Origin of the sequence: Sandaracinobacteroides saxicola (genome assembly GCF_014117445.1) — a bacterium.
Taxonomy (GTDB): Bacteria; Pseudomonadota; Alphaproteobacteria; order Sphingomonadales; family Sphingomonadaceae; genus Sandaracinobacteroides_A; species Sandaracinobacteroides_A saxicola.
On sequence record NZ_CP059851.1, the window covers coordinates 205924 to 223391 of the forward strand.

General features: G+C 67.0%; 17 protein-coding genes and 1 tRNA gene. 9 read left to right on the forward strand and 9 right to left on the reverse strand.

Going from position 1 to position 17468, the window contains the following annotated elements; all coding sequences use genetic code 11:
- Positions 1-78 precede the first annotated feature (78 nt).
- Entirely contained in the window at positions 79-804 is a 726-nt protein-coding gene (locus H3309_RS00960) for a TorF family putative porin (RefSeq protein WP_182296657.1), read from the forward strand.
- Between the two features lie 92 nt (positions 805-896).
- On the opposite strand, the gene tig is transcribed toward H3309_RS00960, so the two are convergent.
- From tig to H3309_RS00985, 5 genes are all read right to left on the reverse strand, one after another.
- Entirely contained in the window at positions 897-2459 is a 1563-nt protein-coding gene (gene tig / locus H3309_RS00965; protein ID WP_182296659.1) for a trigger factor, read from the reverse strand.
- Between the two features lie 42 nt (positions 2460-2501).
- Positions 2502-2586, reverse strand: a tRNA-Leu gene (locus H3309_RS00970).
- 73 nt (positions 2587-2659) lie between these two features.
- Positions 2660-3070, reverse strand: coding sequence for a putative toxin-antitoxin system toxin component, PIN family (locus H3309_RS00975; RefSeq protein WP_182296661.1), 411 nt, complete (start codon positions 3068-3070; stop codon positions 2660-2662).
- Between the two features lies 1 nt (position 3071).
- Complete coding sequence (locus H3309_RS00980) at positions 3072-3341, reverse strand: ribbon-helix-helix domain-containing protein (protein ID WP_182296663.1); 270 nt, start codon at positions 3339-3341, stop codon at positions 3072-3074.
- Positions 3342-3377: 36 nt separating this feature from the next.
- Positions 3378-4160, reverse strand: a complete 783-nt coding sequence (locus H3309_RS00985) for a DUF815 domain-containing protein (protein ID WP_243453794.1) — start codon at positions 4158-4160, stop codon at positions 3378-3380.
- 73 nt (positions 4161-4233) lie between these two features.
- On the opposite strand from H3309_RS00985, the gene yajC reads away from it, so the two are divergent.
- The 4 genes from yajC to H3309_RS01005 all read left to right on the forward strand — a co-directional run bounded on the left by yajC (position 4234) and on the right by H3309_RS01005 (position 7676).
- Positions 4234-4581 (forward strand): preprotein translocase subunit YajC, encoded by a 348-nt coding sequence (yajC, locus tag H3309_RS00990; protein WP_182296665.1) that lies wholly within the window; start codon positions 4234-4236, stop codon positions 4579-4581.
- An 8-nt stretch (positions 4582-4589) separates the two neighbouring features.
- A complete protein-coding gene (gene secD / locus H3309_RS00995; RefSeq protein WP_182296667.1) occupies positions 4590-6182 on the forward strand; it encodes a protein translocase subunit SecD in 1593 nt (530 codons plus the stop codon).
- A gap of 9 nt (positions 6183-6191) precedes the next feature.
- Positions 6192-7154 (forward strand): protein translocase subunit SecF, encoded by a 963-nt coding sequence (secF, locus tag H3309_RS01000; protein ID WP_182296669.1) that lies wholly within the window; start codon positions 6192-6194, stop codon positions 7152-7154.
- A gap of 72 nt (positions 7155-7226) precedes the next feature.
- Entirely contained in the window at positions 7227-7676 is a 450-nt protein-coding gene (locus tag H3309_RS01005) for a hypothetical protein (protein WP_182296686.1), read from the forward strand.
- A 96-nt stretch (positions 7677-7772) separates the two neighbouring features.
- Here H3309_RS01005 and H3309_RS01010 read toward each other — a convergent pair whose 3' ends face one another.
- Positions 7773-8168 carry an MmcQ/YjbR family DNA-binding protein gene (locus tag H3309_RS01010; RefSeq protein ID WP_182296688.1) on the reverse strand — a complete coding sequence of 132 codons (396 nt, stop codon included), beginning with the start codon at positions 8166-8168 and terminating at the stop codon, positions 7773-7775.
- 106 nt (positions 8169-8274) lie between these two features.
- Positions 8275-10071, reverse strand: coding sequence for a PHA/PHB synthase family protein (locus tag H3309_RS01015; protein ID WP_243453795.1), 1797 nt, complete (start codon positions 10069-10071; stop codon positions 8275-8277).
- 127 nt (positions 10072-10198) lie between these two features.
- Here H3309_RS01015 and H3309_RS01020 point away from each other — a divergent pair, with 127 nt between their 5' ends.
- The 3 genes from H3309_RS01020 (at position 10199) to H3309_RS01030 (ending at position 12787) form a co-directional block, all read left to right on the forward strand.
- Positions 10199-10585, forward strand: a complete 387-nt coding sequence (locus H3309_RS01020) for a Fe-S oxidoreductase (RefSeq protein ID WP_182296690.1) — start codon at positions 10199-10201, stop codon at positions 10583-10585.
- Positions 10586-10661: 76 nt separating this feature from the next.
- Positions 10662-11870 (forward strand): LL-diaminopimelate aminotransferase, encoded by a 1209-nt coding sequence (locus H3309_RS01025; protein ID WP_182296692.1) that lies wholly within the window; start codon positions 10662-10664, stop codon positions 11868-11870.
- A gap of 5 nt (positions 11871-11875) precedes the next feature.
- A complete protein-coding gene (locus H3309_RS01030; RefSeq protein ID WP_182296694.1) occupies positions 11876-12787 on the forward strand; it encodes a M23 family metallopeptidase in 912 nt (303 codons plus the stop codon).
- A 189-nt stretch (positions 12788-12976) separates the two neighbouring features.
- Here the strand turns inward: H3309_RS01030 and H3309_RS01035 are convergent, their stop codons facing one another.
- Positions 12977-13585, reverse strand: coding sequence for a DUF1345 domain-containing protein (locus tag H3309_RS01035; RefSeq protein WP_182296695.1), 609 nt, complete (start codon positions 13583-13585; stop codon positions 12977-12979).
- A 296-nt stretch (positions 13586-13881) separates the two neighbouring features.
- Between H3309_RS01035 and H3309_RS01040 the strand changes: the two genes are divergently transcribed.
- Positions 13882-16320 (forward strand): TonB-dependent receptor, encoded by a 2439-nt coding sequence (locus H3309_RS01040; RefSeq protein ID WP_182296697.1) that lies wholly within the window; start codon positions 13882-13884, stop codon positions 16318-16320.
- A gap of 206 nt (positions 16321-16526) precedes the next feature.
- Here H3309_RS01040 and H3309_RS01045 read toward each other — a convergent pair whose 3' ends face one another.
- Positions 16527-17468 (reverse strand): NAD(P)H-dependent flavin oxidoreductase, encoded by a 942-nt coding sequence (locus tag H3309_RS01045; protein ID WP_182296699.1) that lies wholly within the window; start codon positions 17466-17468, stop codon positions 16527-16529.

The window sequence follows — 17468 nt, forward strand, 5'->3', positions numbered from 1 at the left end:
TTCTGCCAGAAGGTCTAAACCTCACACCTCCGGACCGCTTGAGCGAGTGGCCACCGTTACCAACAAGAGGAGTGGGGAATGTCCCGTTTGCTGAACTTCACCGCCGCGCTTGCCGCGACCACCGCCGCGCTCGCCGCCACGCCCGTGCTGGCGCAGGACGAGGCGCCCGCCTGGGCCATCACCGGCACCGCTGCCTTCGTCAGCGACTATCGCTTCCGCGGCGTCTCGCTCTCCAACAAGGATCCCGCGGTGCAGGCCAGCATCCAGCTCACCAGCAAGGCCGGCTTCTTCGTCGGGGCCTGGGGCAGCTCGATCGCCACCTATGGCGGCGCCAATACCGAGGTCGACCTTTATGGCGGCTGGACCGGCCCGCTCGGGCCGCTGACCGCCACCATCGGCGTCTACAGCTACCTCTATCCGGGCGGCAGCGGCGTCGATGTCTATGAACTCTACGGTTCGCTCGCCGGCACGCTCGGGCCGGTCACCGCCACCGTCGGCGTCAATGTGGCCCCCGATCAGAAAAACCTGAACCGCAGCAGCCGCTACGCCTATCTCAACCTTGCCGCTGCCATTCCGGACACGCCGATCACGCTGAAGGGCAACATCGGCCACGAACAGGGCAGCTTCGTGGTGGACGGCACCGGCACCACCACCAAGAAGTTCGATTACCTGATCGGCGCCGACATCAAATGGCGCGCGCTCACGCTCGGCCTCGCCTACATCGGCAACGACCTGCCGTCGAAAAACCTGTTCAACACCCCGGCCAAGGACCGCTTCGTCGTCAGCCTGACCGCCAGCTTCTGACGCCGCCACACCCCTCCTGCCCGGCGCAGCCGAGAGCGGGAGGGGCGACTCGCGTTAGCGAGCGGGGGTGGGTGCCACCCCCAATTTGGCCACTAAGCCGCGTCGGCCTTCTTCGCCCGCGCCTTCTTCGCCGGCGCGGCGGGCGCTTCGGCGGCGGCTTCCGCCGGCGCGGCCTCGGCGTCCTTCGCCTTCTTCGCGGCCGGCTTCTTCACCGGCGCCTCTTCGGCCACCGCCTCGGCAGCAACCGCCTTCTTCGCCGGCTTCTTCGTCTTCACCGGCGCATGGTCGTGGTCATGGTCATGGCCGCAATCCGGCCCATGCACATGCCCCGGCGTCTCATCCTCGCTCTCGATCGCGGCCTGCAATTCCTCGCGGCTCACCACGCGGTCGCTGATCTCCGCCTTGCCCAGCAGGAAATCCACCACCTTCTCCTCATACAGCGGTGCCCGCAGCTGCGCCGCCGCCATGGCATTTTCGCTGAAATATTTGGCGACTTCCTGCTCCTGCCCCGGGAAGCGCCGCGCCTCCTGGGCGACCAGCCGGCTCATCTCCGCCTGCGAGATCTGCACGCCATTCGCCTGGCCGATCTCCGACAGCAGCAGCCCCAGCCGCACCCGGCGCTCGGCGATGCGGCGGTAATCCTCGCGCTCGGCATCCAGCTTGCTCGTCGCCTCGCTGTCGCCCTTGGCTTCTTCCTCCAGCTGCGCCCAGATCTGGTCGAATTCGGCGTCCACCATCGATGGCGGCACGGCGAAATCATGGCTTGCCGCCAGCTGGTCCAGCAGCTTGCGCTTCAGATGGGTGCGCGTCATGCCGTTCAGCTCGGATTCGACCTGGTCCTTCAGCACCTCTTTCAGCTTCTCCAGGTTTTCCAGCCCCAGGTTGGTCGCCAGCGTGTCATCGACCGCCACCGGCTTCGCCACCTTCACCGCGGTCACCTTCACCTTGAACTCGGCGGCCTTGCCCGCCAGGTTGCCGGCGCCATAATCGCTGGGGAAGGTCAGGTTCAGCACCTTCTCGTCGCCGGTCTTCACGCCCACCAGCTGCTCTTCAAAACCCGGGATCAGCCGGCCGCTGCCCAGCTCCACATCCATGCCCTCGCCGGTGCCGCCCTCGAACGCCACGCCGTCCACGCTGCCGGCGAAATCCATCACCACCTGGTCGCCCATCTTCGCCTTGTGCTTGGCCGGCGCGTCCTCGAACGCCTTCTGGCTGTCCGCCAGCTTCCGCAGCGCGTCCGCCATGGCGGCGTCATCGGCCTCCACCGTCAGCCGCTCCAGCTTGATGCCGTCGATCTTCGGCGCCTCAATGACCGGCAGCACTTCCATGTCCACCGTGAACGTCACGTCCTTGCCCTCGGCCAGGTCCGGGTCCAGATCCACCTTCGGCTGCACCGCCGGGCGCAGGCCGTTGTCGGCCAGCAGCTTGTTGACGCCGTCGTTCACCGCTTCCTTGATCGCCTCACCGCGCAGCGCCGGCCCGTGCATCTTGCGGATCAGGTTGCCGGGCACCTTGCCGGGGCGGAAACCGGGCATGCGCACCTGCGGCGCCACTTCGGCGATCGCCTTGTCGATGCGCGACGCCAGGTCGGCGGCGGGGATGGTGACGCGAAATCCGCGCTTCAGGCCTTCGTTCAGCGTTTCGGCGATGTTCATCAACGGCTCCAGAATAATGTTTCCCACGCTCGGACGGTCGCTTGGTGCGGGCGAAGGGACTCGAACCCCCACGTCTTGCAACACTGGAACCTAAATCCAGCGCGTCTACCAATTCCGCCACGCCCGCGCGCGCTCAGGCGAAGCGCCGCCCTATAGCAGCGCGCCCAAGAAGGGCAAGGCCGGCCTTCATCGCCAGCGCATCAGCCCAGCACGGCGGCAAACGCCCGCGCCGTCACGATCCGCGTGCCCCCATGGCTCCCCAGCGCCAGCAGGTCCCCCTTGTCCCCCGTCACCAGCCAATCCACCCCGCCGGCCTCACACAGCGCCAGCAGATAATCGTCCCGCGGGTCCGGCGAGCGCGACACGGCGCGCAGTCGGTCGGGCATGACGGCGTCCCGCCTGATGCAGTTGATCAGCCGCCCAACCACGGCGGGCTTCACCGCCCGCTGCATCCAGGGCCGGCGTGACACCTCGCGCAGCTCGTCGATCTGGACATCATGGCTGATCAGCGTGAAACGTTCCGCCTGCCAGGCTTCGATCATGCCGTCGCCGATGCCACCCTTGGTCAACAGCGCGCTGACCAGAATATTGGTGTCCAGAACAACCCGCAAATCAGGGTTGCGGATCGAGTTGGTAGCGCCCGGCCTCGCGCATCTCCCGGCGCACGATCGCCAGTTCGGCTTCGATCAACCGATCGATCTCGTCGGAATCGCGGTCCGCATTGGCCTGCCGCGTCCGTTCGATTTCCAGGGCCAGCAATTGCCGGGTGACGGCCTTGTCGACAAAGGCAGAGACCGCGCGCGTGTCATCGCCCACCAGCTCACGCACGGCAAGGTCGGTATCGCGCGGCACTTCCACGGTCCAGCGTGCAACGTCATCCATGATGCGGACCTAGCACAGCGCCCCGCTCCGGAAAAGCTACCCCAGCCCCACCACATAATGCCATGCCGTCCGCCCGCTGCGGCTGCCCCGCGTCGCCGCAAACTCCAGCGCCGCGCCCCGCTCCCACGCCTTGCCCGCCGCCTCGGCATGCCGCCGCACCATCTCCAGATACTCGTCCTGCCCCGCCGCATGAAACCCCAGCGTCAGGCCGAACCGGTCCGCCAGCGCCAGCTGGTCATCCTCCTCGTCCCGCGCGTGTCGAACCTCTGTGCTGGCCACCCGCTGCAACAAATGCCGATGGTTGCTCGTCACCACCAGCCGCACATTGCCCGGCCTGGCGCGGGTGCCGCCATCCAGCAGGCTGCGCAGCAACCGCGCCTCGCCATCCCCCAGCACCAGATCATCCACCCACACCAGCCACGCCCCCGCCGCCGGCAGCACCGCGAACAGCGCCGGCAGGCTCCGCAGGTCGCCGGCGGACAGCTCCACCAGCCGCAGCGGCACCCCCACATGCGCCGCCACGCTGCGCACCAGCGCGCTCTTGCCCATCCCCCGCGCGCCCCACAACAGCATGTCGTGCGCCTGCCCGCCGCGAGACAAGGCCCGCGCGTTCGCCAGCATCGCGTCGCGCTGCCGATCCACGCCCACGAACCGCGCCAGCGGCAGCGCCCCCGCCGCCTCCACCGCCTCCAGCCGCGCCCCGTCCCAGCGCAGCACCGCATGCGCCAGCGGGTCGATCGCCGCCGGCGGATGGGGCGCCAGCCGCTCCAGCGCATCGGCAATCCGCCCCAGAATCGCCGCCAGATCGCCCACGCGCATATCCCGTTTGAAAAACCCCGCGCCGCCGTCTATGGGGCGCGGTCAATCAACTCCACCTAATCGAGGTTTCCCGATGTTCGCAACCCCGGCCTATGCCCAGGCCGCCACCGGCGCCGCAGGCGGCACGTCCGCCTTCCTCATCCAGATCGTGCTGTTGATCCTGCTCTTCGTGATCTTCTGGTTCCTCATCATCCGGCCGCAGCAGAAGCGGCTGAAAACCCACCGGGACATGGTGGCCGCCGTCGCCCGCGGTGACGAGGTCGTCACCGGCGGCGGCCTCATCGGCAAGGTCAGCAAGGTGACCGATACCGAGGTCGAGATCGAACTCGCCCCCACCGTGAAGGTCCGCGCGGTCAAATCCACGCTCACCAGCGTCACGCCAAAGGGCACGCCCGCCGCCGCCAACGACGCGAAGGCCTGAGCCCGGTCATGCTCGATTTCCCGCGCTGGAAAATCTGGGGCATCATCGCCGTGCTGATCGCCGGCCTGGTCTTCGCCACCCCCAATTTCTTCCCCGAAAAAACCGTCGCCGCCTGGCCGGACTTTCTGCCGAAGAAACAGCTCAACCTCGGCCTCGACCTGCGCGGCGGCAGCCACCTGTTGCTGGAGGCGGACACCGCCGACATCGCCAAGGGCAAGGTCGAACGGCTGGAGGAAATCGCCCGCGCCGAACTGCGCCAGGCCGATGGCGGCGCGATTCAATATGGCGACATGAGCATCCGTGACGGCGCGCTCAGCTTCCTCGTCCGCAACCCCACCGATCTCGACCGCGCCGTCGAAACCATGCGCGGCCTCTCCCAGCCCGTCGGGCAATTGTCGGGCATCCGCGACCTCGATGTGGAGGTGCGCGACGGCGCCCGCCTCGTCATCACCCCCACCAAACAGGGCCTCGCCACCGAGGCCGACCGCGCCATGGGCCAGGCGGTCGAAGTCATCCGCCGCCGCATCGACGAGCTCGGCACCCGCGAACCCACCATCATCCGCCAGGGCGACAACCGCATCGTCGTCCAGGTCCCCGGCCTGAAAGACCCGACGGCGCTGAAGGCGCTGCTCGGCAAGACCGCCAAGCTCGAGTTCAAGCTCGTCGATCTGGAGGCCGACCCGGCGCAGGCCGCCGCCGGCCGCGCCCCCCCGGGCAGCCAGGTGCTGCCCAACGTCGAGGGCGGCGTCATCGTCGTGAAGCGCCGCGTGCTCCTCACCGGCGACCAGCTGATCGACGCCGGCGTGAATTATCGCGATGGCCTCCCCGTCGTCACCTTCCGCTTCGACAATGCCGGCGGCAAGCGCTTCGCCAAGGTGACGCAGGAAAACACCGGCCGCCCCTTCGCCATCATCCTCGACAACAAGGTGATCTCCGCGCCGCGCATCAACGAGCCGATCCTGGGCGGCAGCGGCGAGATCAGCGGGCAATATACCACCGAAACCGCCAACGAGCTCGCCATCCTTCTGCGCGCAGGCAAACTGCCCGTCGAGCTGAAGGTGATCGAGCAGCGTAGCGTCGGGCCGGATCTGGGTGCCGATTCAATCCGTGCCGGCGCCACCGCCAGCATCCTCGCCACCGTGCTGGTCGCCCTGTTCATGATCATCACCTACGGCCGCTTCGGCGTCTATTCGGTGATCGCCCTCATCTTCAACGTCCTGCTCATCCTCGGCACCATGAGCCTCGTCGGCGCCACGCTGACGCTCCCCGGCATCGCCGGCCTGGTGCTGACGATCGGCGCCGCGGTCGACGCCAACGTGCTCATCAACGAACGCATCCGGGAAGAATTGCGCAAGGGTCGCAACGTCATCTTCGCCATCGAAACCGGCTACCGCGAGGCGAGCCGCACCATCTTCGACGCCAACGTCACCAACGTCATCGCGGCGGCCGTGATGTTCTGGTTCGGCAGCGGGCCGATCAAGGGCTTCGCGGTCGTGCTCACCATCGGCATCATCACCTCGGTGTTCACCGCGGTCACCTGCACCCGCCTCATCATCGCCTGGTATCTGCGGGCGCAACGCCCCGCGGCGCTGGTTCTATAGGGTCCCGCCATGCGCCTCCTGAAACTCGTTCCCGACAACACCAACATCAAGTTCCTGCGCTGGCGCTGGGTGGCGCTCGCCTTCACCATGGCGCTGGTCGTCGCCTCCATCGTGCTGCTGGCGGTGCGCGGCCTCAACTTCGGCGTCGATTTCGCCGGCGGCCTGATGATGGAGGTGCGCTTCGAGAAACCCGTCGCGCTCGACGAGCTGCGCACCACCGTCAACCGGCTCGACGTCGGCGAGGTGTCCCTGCAAACCTTCGGCAACGCCAACACCATCAGCATCCGGCTGCCGCTGCCCCCCGGAGACGAGGAGGCTGTGCAGCGCGTCGTCGCCAAGGTGCAGGCGGCGCTGAAGGTCAACCACCCGGACGCCGAAACCCGCCGCGTCGAAACCGTCAGCGGCAAGGTCTCGGGCGAGCTGCTGCGCGACGGCGCCTGGGCGATGGCGCTCGCCATGCTGGCGGTCGCCATCTACATCTGGTTCCGCTTCGAATGGCAGTTCGGCGTCGGCGCGCTGTTCAGCCTGTTCCACGACGTCACCATCACGCTCGGCTTCTTCGCGCTCACCCAGCTCGAATTCAACCTCAACATCGTCGCCGCGGTGCTGACGATCATCGGCTATTCGCTCAATGACACCATCGTCGTCTATGACCGCATCCGGGAAAACCTGCGCAAATACCGCAAGATGGAAATCGAACCCCTGCTCGACCTGTCGGTGAACGAGACACTGTCCCGCACCATCGTCACCTCGCTCAGCATGCTGATCGCGCTCGGCACGCTGGTGGTGCTGGGCGGCGACGTGATCTTCGGCTTCTCGATCGCCATGTTCCTCGGCATCCTGATCGGCACCTATTCGTCGATCTACGTCGCCGCCCCCCTCCTCATCTGGCTCGGCGTCGGCCCCCACAGCTTCCTGCCGAAAGAAAACGAACTCACCGCCAAGGCAGAGCGCGTCGCGCCGAAAGCCTGACGCCCTCAACCCCCCATCTTGCCTTCTTCGCCTCGCACATGTCATTGTGCGCTGGGGCGACGGGGGGCAGTCATGGCATGGTCGGACGCAATGAAACTGGAGGATTTCCGCGATTTTCGCGCCGATCTGCAGGGTCAGTCCGGCTGCTATGAAATCGGCCATGTCCGCGCTGGCTATTTTTATGCGAAATATGCCGGGAAGGCGAGCTGCCTCTGGGACCGCATTTCCACGTACAACTCACCCTCGAAATGCCACAACATCCATATCGCCGAACGGCATCTGGCGTCCGACATCAAACGTCGAAACCTCTACTTCCACATTTTCCGAACGCGCGATTTCGCGGCCATGGAATCACGGCTGCTTTCGCGCGAGGGTATCGGCCTCGGCAACATGTACCGCTTCAACCAGAAATACGAAGCGGCCCATGAACATGAAGACTATTCACGCGCCGCCACGCTCAAGCTTCCCGACATCATGAACAAATGCAGTCACTGCACCAGGGCATGCCCCCGCCAGGCCTGAGATCCTACATCGGCAAACACACCCCGCTCACGCACAACTGGCTGCACCACCCCAGCACCGCCGCCACCGCCACCATCACCGCTTTCGACGTCAGCATCACATCTCTCCTTTGTCCAGCATCCCATGTAGGCGCTTCGGCGCCAACCGCACCCAGGCATCGCGCACCAGCTCCGCCAATTCTTCCACCTCGATCAGGTCCAGCCGCAGCCGCAACCCGCGCCAGCTGCCCCACACCGCCACCGAGAACATCTCCGGCCGAACCTCCGCCAGCAGCTCCCGCCGATGCTCCGGCACATTCACAATCGCATAGGTCGCCCCCGGCACCGCCACCTCGCCCTTCGGCCGGTCACTAATTTGCGCCCCCTTTGGGGGCAGCGTCTCCTGCGCGAAAATCTTGCCGCCCACGCGAAAACTCGTCACCTCCCAATGCGGCATCTCCACCGCCTCCGGCAACCCCATCGCCACCGCCCGCAAATCCTCCAGCGTCGCCATCACCCGCTCCCCACGCCGCAGCCCGTCAAAGCCCCTCCCCCACCCGTGGGGGAGGTGTCAGCGGCCAACGGCCGATGACGGAGGGGGCCAGTCAAGCCGTGCAAGGTCACCCCACCCGCGCCTTCACATAACGCCCCGGCGCCTCCTCGATCGCCGCGAACCCCGGCGCCGCCCCCGGCACCCGCGCCGCCACCTGCCCGCTCGAATGCGCCGCGATCCAGCGCGACCAATCCGGCCACCAGCTCCCCTTGGTCTCCCTGGCCGCCGCCTGGAAATCCTCCACCCGCTCCGGCATCGCTTGCCCCTCGGGCAGCGTCCAATGCTGGTATTTGCCGCTCGACGGCGGGTTCACCACGCCGGCGATGTGCCCGCTCCCCGCCAGCACGAACCGCACCGGGCCACTGAACGCCTTCGTCAGCTTCCACACCGATTTCAGCGGCGCGATATGATCCTCCTTGCCCGCCTGCACATAGGCCGGCGTCGTCACCTTCTTCAGCTCGATGGCCACCCCCGCCACCCGCACCGCGCCGGGGCTGACCAGCAGATTGTCGCGGTAACATTGCCGGATATAGTCGCCATGCCATTTCGCCGGAACGTTCGTGGCGTCGCTGTTCCAGAAAAGCAGGTCGAACGGCGCATATTCCTTCCCCAGCAGATAATTGTTCACCACATAGTTCCAGATGAGGTCGGTCGGCCGCAGCATGTTGAACGTCGCCGCCAGATAGCGCCCGTCCAGATACCCCTTGCCCTCGGACAGCTTGCCGATCGTCGCCAGCTGCGTCTCGTCGATGAAGTTCAACAGGTCGCCCGCTTCGGCAAAATCCACCTGCGCCGTGAAATAGGTCGCGGTCGCCACCTTCGCCGCTTCGCCCTTCGCCGCCAGATACGCCAGCGTCACCGCCAGCGTCGTCCCCGCCACGCAGTAACCGATGGCGTGCACGGCCTTCGCGCCGGTGGCGGCGAGTGCGGCGTCGATCGCCGCCACCTGTCCCTCCAGCACATAATTGTCCAGCACCACGTCCGCCAAACTCTCGTCGGCGTTGCGCCAGCTCACCACGAACACCGTCAGCCCCTCGGCCACCGCCCAGCGGATGAAGCTCTTCTCCGCCGTCAGGTCCAGGATGTAGAATTTGTTGATCCACGGCGGAAAGATCAGCAGCGGCTCGGCGTGCACGCTCTCCGTCGTCGGGCTGTACTGGATCAGCTGGAACAGCCGGTTCTCGAACACCACCTTGCCCGGCGTCGCCGCCACATTCACCCCCACCTCGAACGCGCTCTCATCGGTCAGCGTCAACTGCCCGCGCTGCAAATCCCGCAGCATGTTTTCCAGGCCGCGCACCAGGCTCTCGCCGTCGCTCGATTGCGCCGCCGCCAGTACCTCGGGGTTGGTCAGGGCGAAATTGGTCGGGCTCATCGCATCGACGAACTGCTTCGCCTGGAACTTCGCCCGCGCCATCTCCGCGTCCGAAAGCCCCTGCAACCGCCCCACCCCCTCCAGGATGTGCGCGCTCGCCAGCAGGTAACTGCGCTTCAGCATGTCGAACACCGGCTGCTCGCTCCAGGCACTCGCCCTGAAACGCCGGTCCTCGCCCGCCGCCGCCGCGGGGATCGCGCTCAGGTCGCCGGTCAACAGCCCGGACCACAGCTTCAGCGAATCCTGCCAGAAATCGGTCTGCATCCGCACGAATTCGCCCGGTTCCAGCATGTGGCTCGCCCGCGCCCAGGCTTCCCAGGTCTCCGCCATCGCCGCGAACGGGTTGGAATCGCCCCCCCCTTCCAGCAGCGTCGCGGGCAACTTCGCCGCGGACTTCTGCCAGAAATCCAGCATCATCGTCTGCACCCGGCCGCTCACTTCCGCCACCCGCGCCAGGGTCGCCGCCGGATCCGTCACCATCTCGCCCATCGCCATCTCCCGTCATTCCCGCTTTGCCATGATCGGCCCGTCCCTCACAAGCACCCGCTCATCGCCGATGCGGAACCATCCGCCGCGCACGGACGTTGCACCCCCATCGAATTGAAAGGAGACCCTCATGTCCCGATTCCTCTTGACCGTGGCCGGTGCCACCCTTCTCGCCGGCGCCGCCTTGGCGCAAATGCCGCCCGCGGACAGCACGCCCCCGGTCACCACCACGCCGCCACCCGCGATGCCCACGGATCCGGCGCCCGGCACCCCGCCGCCCACCGCGCCCTCCACCATGCCGGCGCCCGCCGACCCGATGGCACCCCCCGCCACCCCCCCGGCGCCGGGCGCGTCGAACGACATGCCGGTGCCTTCGGACACGCTGCGCCCCCCCACTGGCGGCCAGCCCACCACCACCGCGTCGATGGGCGGCACGCAGACCGCGATGACCTATCCGCTCTGCTCGCGCACCGTCCGCGACCGCTGCATGAACCGCAGCGAGCGTCCGCGCCGCTAGACTGGCACTGCACAGGGACTTTCGCCTATAGGGAAGGGCGGGCAATCACGCCCGCCCTTTCCGAATCGAAGGTCGCATGTCCGAAGACTTCTACCGCATCCGCCGCCTGCCGCCCTATGTCATCGCCGAAGTGAACGCGATGCGGGCCGCGGCCCGCGCCGGCGGAGAGGACATCATCGACCTCGGCATGGGCAATCCCGACCTGCCGCCACCCCCCCACGTCATCGCCAAGCTCGCCGAGGTCGCCGCCAAGCCCGACGCCCACGGCTACAGCGCATCAAAGGGCATCCCCGGCATCCGCCGCGCCCAGGCCGGCTATTACGCCCGCCGCTTCGGCGTCACCCTCTGCCCCGAAACCGAAGTCGTCATGACCATGGGCTCGAAAGAGGGCCTCGCCAGCCTTGCCACCGCCATCACCGCGCCCGGCGACGTCGTGCTCGCGCCCAACCCCAGCTACCCGATCCACACCTTCGGCTTCATCATCGCCGGCGCCACCATCCGCAGCGTCCCGACCACGCCCGACGAGAATTACTGGCGCGCGCTCGACCGTGCCATGGTCTTCACCGTGCCCCGCCCGTCGCTGCTGATCGTCAACTACCCCTCCAACCCCACCGCCGAAACCGTCGACCTCGCCTTCTACGAACGCCTGGTCGCCTGGGCGAAGGCCAACAAGGTCTGGGTGCTCTCCGACCTCGCCTATTCCGAACTCTATTTCGATGGCCAGCCCACCCGCTCCATCCTGGAGGTGCCGGGCGCCAAGGATGTCGCGGTCGAGTTCACCAGCATGTCGAAAACCTATTCGATGGCCGGCTGGCGCGTCGGCTTCGCGGTCGGCAACAAACAGCTGATCGCCGCTCTCACCCGCGTCAAATCCTACCTCGATTATGGCGCCTTCACCCCCATCCAGGCTGCCGCCTGCGCGGCATTGAACGGCCCGCAGGACATCGTCGAAACCAACCGCGCGCTCTACCACAAGCGCCGCGACGTGCTGGTGGAGGCGTTCGGCCGCGCCGGCTGGGACATCCCCGTCCCCCGCGCCAGCATGTTCTGCTGGGCGCCGCTGCCGCCCGCGCTGGCGCATCTCGGCAGCCTCGAATTTTCGAAACAATTGCTCACCCACGCCGGCGTCGCCGTCGCGCCGGGCGTCGGCTATGGCGAGGAAGGGGAGGGCTTCGTCCGCATCGCCATGGTCGAAAATGAACAGCGCCTGCGCCAGGCCGCCCGCAACGTCCGCAAATATCTGCTGTCGATGGGCGTCAACACCCCGGCCCAGGCCGCGGGCTGAGCACGATGCGCGGCGTGGCGGCGCTGGCGCTGGCGGCGCTGCTCACCGCCTGCGCCACCACGGCGCCACCGCCCCGCCCGCCCTCCCGCATCGTCGTCAAACCGCCACCCGCCCCCGCCCCGGCGCCCCGCCCCGCCTGGCAACCCCGCCGTGTCATCGCCGATGGCGCCGTCGTCCCCGGCGGCCGCCGCCACATCGTCAAGCGCGGCGAAACCGGCCTCGGCATCGCGCGGGCCTACAATGTCCCCTGGCCCCGCATCGTCGCCGCCAACAACCTCGATGCCGAGGAACCGATCGAAATCGGCCAGGCCATCTTCATCCCCTTGCCGAAACTCTCTCCCGAGGAAGCCGCCCGCAACTTCACCCTCGACATCGACGACCTCGTCAGCGCCACCACCGAAGCCCGCCGCGTCACCCCTCCCTCCCGCGGCTCCGCCACCACCCCAGCCCCTCCCCCGCTTGCGGGGGAGGTGTCAGCCCAACGGGCTGACGGAGGGGGCCGATCCTCCCCCAGCCTGTCTGCGGGAGGGGGCACCCCCGCCCCCACCTTCACCTGGCCCACCGACGCCCGCGTCATCCTCTCCGGCTTTGGGCCCAAACCCAACGGCCGCGTCAACGACGGCATGAACATCCGCGTCACCGCCGGCTCCCCCGTCCGCGCCGCCGCCGACGGCACCGTCATCTACAGCGGCAACGCCATCGCCGGCTACGGCAACCTCCTGCTCATCCGCCACCCCGGCGGCTGGACCACCGCCTACGGCCACCTCGAATCCGCGCTTGTCGTCCGCGGCGCCACCGTCCGCCGCGGCGACCTGATCGCCCGCGCCGGCAGCACCGGCACCGTCGACGAGCCCCAGCTCCACTTCCAGATCCGCACCGGCCGCCGCCCCCTCAACCCCGCCCCCCTGCTCCGCTAACACCCTCTTCCGCTCGCGGGAGAGAGTGGGAACGCGAGGAACCCCCACACCCCTCCCGCGCCGCGAAACGAAGAGCCGGGGGAGGCGACTCGCGTCTCTCCCCCGGCACGGGGGAGCGACTCGCGCAGCGAGCGGAGGGGGCCAGCGAGCGGGGGTGGGTGCCCACCGCCCGGCGAACTTGGGGGCGATTTACCGACCCGCCCCCAGCACATTCACCGTGAACGCCACCACCCCGATATTGAACACAAACGCCGCCAGGCAGTGCAGCGTCACCGCCCGCCGCATCGCCGGCGTCGTCACCTCGGTGTCCGATGTCTGGAACGTCATCCCCAGCGTGAAGGCGAAATAGACGAAATCGCCATAATCCGGATCGCCGTCCCCGCTGAACCCCAACCCGCCCTCGCTGCCGCGACGATAGTAGAGATGGGCATAGTGCAGCGCATAGATGCTGTTGGAAAACAGCCAGGCCAGCGCCAGCGTCGCCACGATCAGCGGCTTGGCCCAGGGATCGCTGCCGCCGATCTCCACGCCCACCGCGGTCAGGATGGCCGCCATCGTCGCCGCCGTCACCGCCAGCAGCATCGGCCGGTTGGCGTCATTCGCCGCCGCATGCTTCCGCAACTCGTCGGCCGAATGGCGCCGCAGGAAGGGCAGGCAGCTCAGCAGGAAGGCCAGCGCCGCCGCATCGAACCCCAGCATCACCGCCCGCGCCACCCCCAGCGGCCACAGCAACGCCACCCCGCCCAGGAACAACAGCACGAACATGACAAAACGCGGCGGCGCGATCCGGGAACCCATGGCCGCACGCTACCACACCCCTCCCGCGCCGCGAAGCGGAGAGCCGGGGAGGCGACTCGCGTCTCTCCCCCGGCACGGGGGAGCGACTCGCGCAGCGAGCGGAGGGGGCCAGCGCGGCGGGGGTGGGTGCCTCCTCCCCCCCCCCCCCCCACGAAGCATCGTCGGCCGTCATCGTTCGCCGCCGCATCGTGCGCCGTTCACGCCCCGCCGATTTGCCATCGACCGCAAGCAGCGATAGCATCACGCAAAACCGGTCTGGGAAGCATCAGCCGGAACCATAAAGACAGGGGGTATCCATGATCCGTCGCACCACCGCGCCGCGCGTCAAGCGTTCGCTGTTCTTCTCCACCGCCGCCGTCCTGTTCGCCGCCCCGGCCGCGGCACAGACCGCGCCGGACGCGCCGGAACCCGATATCGTGGTCACCGCCAGCGGCCGCGCGCAGACCGCCGCCTCCATCCCCTTCAACGTCAGCGCCATTTCAGAGGCGCAGCTGCGGGAGGAGAACATCACCGACATCAAGTCGCTGATCGCCCTCAGCCCCAGCATCAACGCGCCCGGCAACGGTGCCCGCTTCGCCGATTCCGTCACCGTGCGCGGCCTCAACGTCTCGCCGGTCAACGCCAACAACATCGAACAGTTCGCCCGCTCCACCATCGCCTATTATCTCGACGACACGCCGCTCCCCAACATCGCCTACCGCATCAAGGATATCGCCCGCGTCGAAACCCTGCTCGGGCCGCAGGGCACGCTCTACGGCGCCGGCAGCCTCGGCGGCACCATCCGCTACATCACCAACAAGCCGCGCTTCGATGCCGTCGCCGCCCGCCTCAGCACCAGCCTATTCGCCGCCCGCAGCGGCGGCCTCAGCCATGATACCGATGCCATGCTGAACGTGCCGCTCGCGGACAATGTCGCCATCCGCATCGTCGCCTCACGCCTGGACGACGCCGGCTATACCGACCGTGTCTCCAACCCCTCCTGGCGCACCGGCGCCTTCGCCTGGAGCACCAAGCCCGATCCCAACCGCAACCTTTACAAGAATGACGACTACAACCGCGTCAGCAGCGGCCGCGTTTCGCTCGCCTGGGAGGTCACCGACGATGTGAAGATCACCCTCGCCCACGCGCAGCAATCGCAACTCGCCCACGGCACCTCGGCCACCTCGCTGCTGCCGCTCGGCATCGCCAACGCCGGCGGTCCGGCGGACATCGCCGCCTACATCCAGGATCCGCGCTTCAACCCCTGCGGCAGCAGCTGCCGCTTCACCAACCCTTATGAAACCCCCACGCTCGCCGGCACCGATGTCACCGTCTCCCGCTACCCGGAATTCGCCCGCCGCAATTTCCGCCTGAGTTCGGTCGATCTCGACATCGGCCTCGGCTTCGCCGACCTCCACTCCAGCACTTCGGTGTTCCGCGACACGCGGCGCGGAGAGGCCGATTATGCCGGCCAGGGCTGGCTCTTCTATTTCGGCCTGGGCGATGCCGGCGCCGCGTTCGACAGCGGCCGCTCCGCCTTCATCACCTTCGACAACAGCTATTCCGGGGTCAACCACGAAACCCGGCTCACCTCTACCGGCGAAGGCCCGTTCCAGTGGATCGCCGGCATCTTCTACAGCAATACCAAGCGCAACCTCAAATTCTCCGAATTCCTGCCCGGCCTCGATGCCTACAACGGCATCAACCGCGCCGTCTCCGGCGGCAATGTCGATGAAGGCTACCGCGAAAATCTCGGCAGCCGTTACGAGGAGATCGCCGCCTATGGCGAACTCAGCTACGCCATCACCCCGCGCTGGACCACCACGGTCGGCGGCCGCATCTTCAATTACAAGGATCGCGCCATCTCGCAGATCCGCGATTATTCCTTCGACCTCGTGAACAACAATGTCGACGTCACCCGCTCGGTCAAGGGCAAGGCCTATTTCAAGTTCAATACCTCCTACAAGCTGACCGAGGATGCGCTCGCCTATGGCACCATCTCGCAGGGCTTCCGGCGCGGCGGCACCAACGGTTTCCGCAACGTCGGCGGCCTCACCGTCAACCCCGATGTCCAGGCATTCGCCCCCGACACCACCACCAATTACGAAATCGGCGTCAAGGGCCGCTTCTTTCAGCGTCGCCTGTCGGTCGATGCCAACATCTACCAGATCGACTGGAAGGATGTTCAGACCTATTTCAGCCAGGAAATCAACTTCTTCCCGGTGAACGGCACGGCCAACGGCCCGTCCGCGCGCAGCCGCGGGGTAGAGGCCACGGTCCGCGTCAACATCACCGATGACCTGAGCGCCGGCTTCAGCACCGCCTACAACGACGCGAAATGGAGCCAGACGCGCGAAGTCTGCCTCTACGTCAATCCCAACAGCGGCTGCCGCACCTATGAAAAGGGCGGCGTGCTCGGCGGCAGCCCGCGCTGGAAACATTCGGGCTTCGTCCGCTACGATACCGACCTCGGCGGCGATACCCGCGGCTTCATCAGCCTGAACGCCCGCCAGGTCGGCGCCATCCCCATCGATCGATCCGACTCCCCCAACGACGTGGTCGAAACCTTCCGCCCCTACGCCATCGTCGATGCTCGCATCGGCGTGAAATGGGGCCAGGCCGACATCAGCCTGTGGGTGGAGAATATCGGCAACAAGCGCAGCGTGGTCTCGCGCCAGCCCGACCGCGTCATGGGCAACCGCGTCTTCTACACCCAGCCCCGCACCATCGGCCTCAACCTGTCCTACGCGCTCTGACGACCCCCGCGCCCTGCCGCATGACGATTTGGCTTGCCAAAACGCCGGAAACGCGATAACCATATCGGTTATGCGGCCATTCTCCGGCGCACCCGCCCACAAAATACCGCCACCCTGTAGGAAAAAAGAACAAAATTCGAAAATCAGTCAAGATTTCAATCTTGACACATGCAAACAGGCCATTCAAAACAAACGATAATTACAGGCTACGCCGCAATCCGCATCCCCGCCGCCGCATATTCCCGCTGCAACCGCGCGATCAACTCGGCCGCCGGCACCACTGCCTTCACCGCGCCGATCCCCTGGCCACAGCCCCAGATGTCCTTCCAGGCCTTCGCCTCGGTATTGCCGCCGCTGCCGAAGTTCATCGTCGAATAATCGCCCTTGGGCAGATTGTTCGGGTCCATGCCGGCGGCCACGATGCTCGGTTTCAGGTAATTGCCGCTGACCCCGGTGAACAGGTCGGAATAGACGATGTCGTCGCCGCTGCTCTGAACGATCATCTCCTTGTACCGCTGGTCGGCCCGCGCCTCGTCCGTGGCGATGAAAGCACTGCCGATATAGCCGAAATCCGCCCCCATGGCGCGTGCCGCCAGCACCGCGTCGCCCGTGGCGATCGACCCTGACAGCGCCAGCGGCCCGTCGAACCACTCGCGGATCTCCTGCACCAGCGCGAACGGAGACAGCGTCCCGGCATGCCCGCCTGCGCCCGCCGCCACCGCGATCAGCCCATCGGCGCCCTTCTCGATCGCCTTCTTCGCAAACCGGTTGTTGATCACATCATGCAGCACCACGCCGCCATAGCTGTGGATCGCCGCGTTCACATCCTCCCGCGCCCCCAGGCTGGTGATGATGACGGGCGCCTGGTACTTCACGCACAGCTCCAGGTCGGCCATCAGCCGGTCGGTCGACTTGTGCACGATCAGGTTCACGGCATAGGGCGCGTCGTCCGGCCCCAGCTCGCCGTTCAGCCGCTGCAACCACTCCTCGAACTGCGGCAAGGGCCTCGCATTCAGGCTCGGAAAGCTGCCGATGATCCCCGCCCGGCACTGCGCGATCACCAGCTCCGGATTGGAAATGATGAACAGGGGCGACCCGATCACCGGGATCGACAGGCGGGAGAGCAGCTTCGCGGTAACCGGGTTCAT